Origin of the sequence: uncultured Virgibacillus sp., assembly GCF_947495635.1 — a bacterium.
Classification (GTDB): domain Bacteria; phylum Bacillota; class Bacilli; order Bacillales; family Amphibacillaceae; genus Virgibacillus; species Virgibacillus salarius.
In genome coordinates this window covers 26,355-32,534 of sequence record NZ_CANMAB010000039.1, presented here as the reverse complement: position 1 = coordinate 32,534, position 6,180 = coordinate 26,355, and the positions used below count along the sequence as shown (strand labels likewise).

The 6,180-nt window shown below is 38.3% G+C and carries 6 protein-coding genes and 1 other annotated feature; of the genes, 1 reads left to right on the top strand and 5 read right to left on the bottom strand.

What is annotated here, in order from left to right; translation table 11 throughout:
- Positions 1 to 246: 246 nt before the first annotated feature.
- The 4 genes from Q1A47_RS10415 to serS all read right to left on the bottom strand — a co-directional run bounded on the left by Q1A47_RS10415 (position 247) and on the right by serS (position 4,889).
- Positions 247 to 1,236 (bottom strand): ABC transporter substrate-binding protein, encoded by a 990-nt coding sequence (locus Q1A47_RS10415; RefSeq protein WP_034678560.1) that lies wholly within the window; start codon positions 1,234 to 1,236, stop codon positions 247 to 249.
- 36 nt (positions 1,237 to 1,272) lie between these two features.
- Positions 1,273 to 2,298, bottom strand: a complete 1,026-nt coding sequence (locus tag Q1A47_RS10410; RefSeq protein ID WP_026680137.1) for an iron ABC transporter permease — start codon at positions 2,296 to 2,298, stop codon at positions 1,273 to 1,275.
- Positions 2,298 to 3,347: an iron ABC transporter permease gene (locus tag Q1A47_RS10405; protein WP_026680136.1), complete on the bottom strand. Its 1,050-nt coding sequence runs from the start codon at positions 3,345 to 3,347 to the stop codon at positions 2,298 to 2,300. Before Q1A47_RS10405 ends, Q1A47_RS10410 begins: the two co-directional genes overlap by 1 nt.
- A gap of 267 nt (positions 3,348 to 3,614) precedes the next feature.
- Complete coding sequence (gene serS / locus Q1A47_RS10400; RefSeq protein ID WP_026680135.1) at positions 3,615 to 4,889, bottom strand: serine--tRNA ligase; 1,275 nt, start codon at positions 4,887 to 4,889, stop codon at positions 3,615 to 3,617.
- Positions 4,890 to 4,951: 62 nt separating this feature from the next.
- Positions 4,952 to 5,170: a binding site (T-box leader), on the bottom strand.
- A 130-nt stretch (positions 5,171 to 5,300) separates the two neighbouring features.
- On the opposite strand from serS, the gene Q1A47_RS10395 reads away from it, so the two are divergent.
- The gene (locus Q1A47_RS10395; RefSeq protein WP_121604247.1) at positions 5,301 to 5,501 is read left to right on the top strand and encodes a hypothetical protein; all 201 of its coding nucleotides are present in this window, start codon (positions 5,301 to 5,303) and stop codon (positions 5,499 to 5,501) included.
- Between the two features lie 90 nt (positions 5,502 to 5,591).
- On the opposite strand, the gene pdxT is transcribed toward Q1A47_RS10395, so the two are convergent.
- Positions 5,592 to 6,176 carry a pyridoxal 5'-phosphate synthase glutaminase subunit PdxT gene (gene pdxT / locus Q1A47_RS10390; protein WP_166530505.1) on the bottom strand — a complete coding sequence of 195 codons (585 nt, stop codon included), beginning with the start codon at positions 6,174 to 6,176 and terminating at the stop codon, positions 5,592 to 5,594.
- Positions 6,177 to 6,180 lie beyond the last annotated feature (4 nt).

Sequence of the window (6,180 nt, the reverse complement as noted above, 5' to 3'; positions counted from 1 at the left end):
ACATTATCCTTAGGTACAACCAGATCATAAATTTCCGAATATGCACTTAATATTATTGATTGTTGTTTTTGTATCATCGTATCCACCCGCTCCATCTTAGTACTTTTATTGTAACTAAAAAAAGATATGAATCCCATAATAACATGGAAATCATATCTCTTTGGACTTTTTCAGTGGCCTCTCATGTAGATACAGATTTTTATTTTTTAATCTGTCTACCTTAAGGGGAGCATATCACAATCCTATTTATTCTGATTTTAATTTATCAACAATGAAATCTAATTGATGACTTAATGCAATTGGATCGGAAAAATACATATTTTGGACTTTATAATCATAAACATTCCCGTTTTTAACTGCAGGTAAGTTTTCCCACATTGTTAACGAGGTAACATCTGACTTCCGTTCTTCTGTATCTCCATTTTCTGATTCTCTTACACCAATGAATATATGATCGGCTTCTTCTAGAAATTCGGGCACAGCTTCTAATGAAATACTTGCCCAACCTTCATCTTTTGCTTCTTCAGCAGCCTTTTCCGGAGCACTCAAACCAAGTTGATTGTAAATAATTTCTCCGCCTCTTCCGTAAGACTCACCAAACAAGTATATTTCTTTTTCAGCAAGTTCAATAATAACGACTTTTTCATCGTTCTCAATGACATCTGCTATTTCTTTTTTCTTTTCTTCTACTTTCTCATCGAAGGTAGCAAAATAGGCCTTTACTGCTTCCTCTTTATTTAATATTTTTCCGAATTCAGTAAGCATTTCTCGATAATTATAAGTACCAAAAGGAATTAACACAGTAGGAGCGACTTTTGCAAGCTGTTCATATTTATCTTCTGAATACGTAATAATTAAGTCCGGTTTAAGTGCAATTACCTCTTCTATGCTAATTGACGTTTTATCTCCTACATTTTTCGTATCAGATAATTGATCTTTAAAATATGGGGAATCAAATATCCAGCCAGTAGTTGCAATTGGTGTTACTCCTAGAGCTAATGCATAACCAACATAATCCTGATCAGCGACTAAAACTCGTTCTGGATTTGCCGGAATTTCTACCTCTCCATTTGGACTTTCATATACACGTGTTTGCTCAGCTTGTTCCTCTGATTGTTTTGTATCATCCGCTTTACTGTTCTCTGCTTTTTCTTCTTTATCACTATCTCCACAAGCTGCTAGCAGAAAAATTATTAATAAACAGAAACTGAATGGAAGTATCCGTGAAAATTTCATCTATAATCCTCTTTTCTTTTTCATTTTTTATTAACCTTACGATTTACTCAACAAATATAGAAAATATGGTGCTCCAATAATTGCAACTACAATTCCGGCGGGTATTTCAGATGGCTGTAAAATTGCTTTTCCAATAGTATCTGCAGCAAGTAATAGTAGAGCCCCTGCAACAGCAGATAACGGTAATAGAAAACGGTGATTTGGTCCAATTAATTTTCTTGCTAGATGTGGGCCTATTAAGCCGACAAAGGCGATGCCTCCACTAACAGATATACAAGCAGAAGCTAATCCAACCGAAGCAGCGACTACCTTTAATCGCTCTTTCTCCACGGAAACCCCTAGCCCTGTAGCCACTTCATCACCAAAAGTTAAGACATCAAGCGTTCGTGCTTTCAAAAAGATATATGGTAATAGAATAATCATCCATGGTAATAGCGTAAATACGAAGCGCCATTCAGCCCCCCAAATCCTTCCTGCCATCCAAACTGCTAACACATCATACTTTTGTTCTGGAAGTTGTAAGGAGACAACTAATAGAATTGCATTTAATCCAGCTGCTACCGCAATTCCATTTAACACCAGACGATTAGGTAACAAGCCATTATGCCTATCGTAAGCTAGCATGTAAATAATAATCGCCGTACTAATGCCACCAATTAAGGATAGAAACGGCAGTAGACCAACGGGTATACTTTCGCCAACTGGGTAGTATGCTAATGCTAAAACTACCATTAGTCCTGCACCTGTAGTTATCCCTAATATTCCCGGCTCTGCTAAAGGATTACGTGCTACTCCTTGCAAAATACAGCCGGAAACTGCTAGCCCCGCACCAACTAACATAGAGATGATAATTCGTGGAAGTCTAAATTCAAATAAAATCAATTCTTGCTGGGCGGTCCCATTTCCAATGATTGTTTGTAGCAATTCAGAAGGGGATAAACGGATCGCGCCAATATTAACACTAATAACAAAAGTAAGCACAATTAAAACAATAAATATAAGTAATATAAGAATCCGTTTTCTTGTTCGTTCATCTTCGGACCGTATTCCTATAGAGCGCATCACAGATTCCTCCTTTCTTTTCTAGCAACATAAAGGAAGAATGGAACACCAATTAAAGCAAATAACGCACCAATTGGCGTTTCTTGTGGTGCATTAATCATACGCGCACCTATATCTGCTATACAAGTAAGAAAGCCGCCTATCACAGCTGAGCATGGAATAATAAGCCGATAATCAACTCCAACAAAAAAGCGGGCAATATGCGGAACAATTAAGCCAACAAAACCTATTGGACCAGCAACTGCGACAGCAACTCCAGCTATTAACAACACGATAATAAAGCCTGCTGCACGTACAAGCTTCGTCCGCTGTCCTAATCCTTTGGCTACATCATCACCAAGACTTAGGATCGTAATTGATTTCGATAACAGCATAGCTGCAATCAGCGCGCCGAGAACCCATGGAAACATTAATTTTAACTGTGTCCATTTCACACCTGCTATACCGCCAGCAAACCAAAAAGCCAAATCCTGACTTAAACTGAAATAAATGCCTATACCTTCACTTAAAGCTGTAAAAAATGCTGTTACAGCAGCTCCAGCTAACACTATTTTTACAGGTGTTACTACTCCTTTTCCCATCGAACTAATACCAAATACAAGAACGACGCTTACACCTGCACCTATAAATGAAAAGAGAATTAATCCATTGTAAGACATCCCAGGAAAGAGCGCAAAGCAAATGGCGACCATAAAGACCGCTCCTGCATTGATCCCTAATATTCCTGGATCAGCTAATGGATTCCTTGTCATCCCTTGCATCATCGCTCCAGCTACAGCAAAAGATGCACCAACTAAAACTCCAGCTAAGGTTCTAGGAAGTCTTAGTTCCTGAATAATGGAGTGTGAAGTACTGGTTGGATCATAATGAAATATCGCTTCCCATACAGTGGAAAATGTAATATCAGCTGCACCTATAGAAATAGAAAGTGTCAGAGCAAATATAGTTGCGATAATACCACCAATTAAAATAATCATTGCTGGCAGTGGTCTAGATTTAATAGATTTCGTTGTTGTATGTAGATCGGATGTCCGAGACTCTGCAGCCATATTTCTTCCCACTTCCTTATCAAAAAGAACCATCTAACCTAATGAAATTGATAATCATTATCATTTATATAGTAGCAATCCTTGATCACTTTGTCTACATCATTTTAGAGGTTTAAAAGAATTTTTTCTAGATGATTGTTTGAAGTCACCAGTTTTTCGTTAATGTTCCTTTGAAGTTCACTGATGCTCACAGATTAATCCTCATCCAGCGACAACTAAAATAGAAGCGTGCCGATTTATATAATTCCGGCACGCTTTTAGAATAAACTATTTAATTACTTCTTTTCCGCCCATATAAGGTTTTAATACTTTAGGGATCTCAACAGTACCATCTGCTTGCTGATAATTTTCGAGGATTGCTGCAACAGTACGACCAATCGCTAGACCAGAACCATTGAGCGTATGCACGAATTCCGGTTTAGCTTTTACATCTCTACGGAATCGTATCCCCGCTCGCCTAGCTTGGAAATCCTCAAAATTAGAACAAGAAGAAATTTCACGATACGTGTTTTGACTAGGGATCCAAACCTCAATATCATATTTTTTTGCTGCTGTAAAACCTAGATCACCAGTACACATGCTCATAACACGATATGGTAGCTCTAATAACTGTAATACTTTTTCTGCATGTCCAGTCAACATTTCCAATGTTTCATAAGATTCTTCTGGTTTAACAAAATGAACAAGCTCCACTTTATTAAATTGATGCTGGCGAATCAATCCTCTAGTATCTCTACCTGCTGATCCTGCTTCAGAACGGAAGCACCCACTAAATGCGGCATATTTTTTTGGCAAGTCATCACTAGATAAGATTTCATCCCGATGATAATTCGTTACTGGTACTTCCGCGGTTGGTGCCATAAAGTAATCCCAATCAACTAATTTAAATGCATCCTCCTCGAACTTCGGCAGCTGTCCTGTTCCGGTCATACTTGTACGATTTACCATATATGGTGGAATCATTTCCTCATAACCATGTTCATCCGCATGTAGATCCATCATAAAATTCCATAAAGCACGCTCTAAGCGTGCCCCTAAGCCTTTGTAGAATACAAAACGGCTGCCAGTCACTTTCCCTGCACGTTCAAAATCCAATATACCCAAATTTGTTGCGATATCCCAATGTGGTTGAGCTTCATAAGCAAAGTTTGGACGTTCGCCCCATTGACGCACTTCAATGTTATCATCTTCATCTTCACCAACAGGTACACTTTCATGTGGAATGTTTGGAATGGATAGCATAATTTGCCCCAATTGTTCCTCGATTTCTTTTAAATTTTTATCCAGTATAGCAATCTTTTCACCAACCTCGCGCATTTCCTTGATAGCTGGCTCTGCATCTTTCTTTTCTCTTTTTAATACAGATATTTGTTTAGATGCTTCATTTCGCTTTGCCTTCAGCTGTTCTGTTTCAGCTATAAGCTTACGCCGGTTTTCGTCAAGGTCCTCAAAACGATCCAGCTCTGATAAATCTTCGCCACGATGGGTTAATTTTGCTTTCACTTCTTGAAAATTGTTCCGTAAAAATTTCATGTCTAGCATTACAATTGTCCTCCTTAGTTATGTCTAATAAATAAAAATCAAAAAACTCCCGTCCCTAATGAAATAGGGACGAGAGTAAAATTCCCGCGTTGCCACCCTGATTGAAGAGAAATCTCTTCCGGCTTATCGTTTTAACGGTACGTCACCGGGTTTACTTACTATCCAAAGAATTCCATAAACCAATTCAAGGATGGATTCATAGCTATCTAATATCGATTCACACCAACCATCGATTCTCTTTAAGAAGATAAACTACTACTATTTCCTGTCAACATCGTTTTATATAGGTATTATATTACATCATAGCTGATTTTTTATGTATATGCAACTATCATTTTTTTGCAACTGCGCACCCCCATCCCTCGTTTGTTGTCGTCCATAATGCCAAAGATGTATCTGGAAGAACATTTTTTGCTACAGCTACCGTATCCTATCGCCCAACATGTTGAAGCGAATGTAATGGAGCAAGGTGTTGACAACCAAAAAGAGAATAAAAAAAAGCTCAGACATAATACGCTAATCAAAAAACCGAACGATAATTCGAAGCAATGGTACCGTCCCCTGGAAGTTAAAGTGAAAAATCTAACTTCCGGGATAACCACCTTTAACTAGCATTCGAATTCGTTCGGTCTTATTCTGACTATAAAACTCCTACATGCAAAGAAAAAGCATTTGAGTTATGTCTCATCAGGTTTACTAGTGTTAAGTACTTGCTACAGCTTTCTTAACCATCTGAACAAAATAAGCAATCATCCGGTTATCATCTGTTAATTCAGGATGAAAAGCTGTTGCTAGATAGTTACCTTGTCTAACTGTAACAATGTGTTCGTTATACGTAGCAAGTATCTCTACATCGGGTCCTGCTTTAACAACATAGGGCGCGCGAATAAACACAGCATTAAAATCTGCTGCAATACCATGCACCTCTACATCGGCCTCAAAACTCGCAACCTGACGTCCAAATGCATTACGAGCAACTTCCATATCAATTAGTTTTAAATGTGCAGTATCTTGATCCTTTATGGCAGTCGCCATTAAAATCATTCCAGCACACGTGCCAAAGATAGGCTTACCTTGCTGACCAAAATCTTGAATAGCATCAAAAAAGTCATAGCTGTCAATTAATCTTCTAATCGTTGTGCTTTCACCGCCAGGAAGAATTAATCCATCAATCTCAGCTAGCTGTTCTTTTCGTTTTATCTCTATTGCATTAGCACCACAAGCCTTTACAGCCCGAAGATGCTCGCGGACTGCACCTTGTAATGCAAGCACTCCAATTGTTGTCATATGG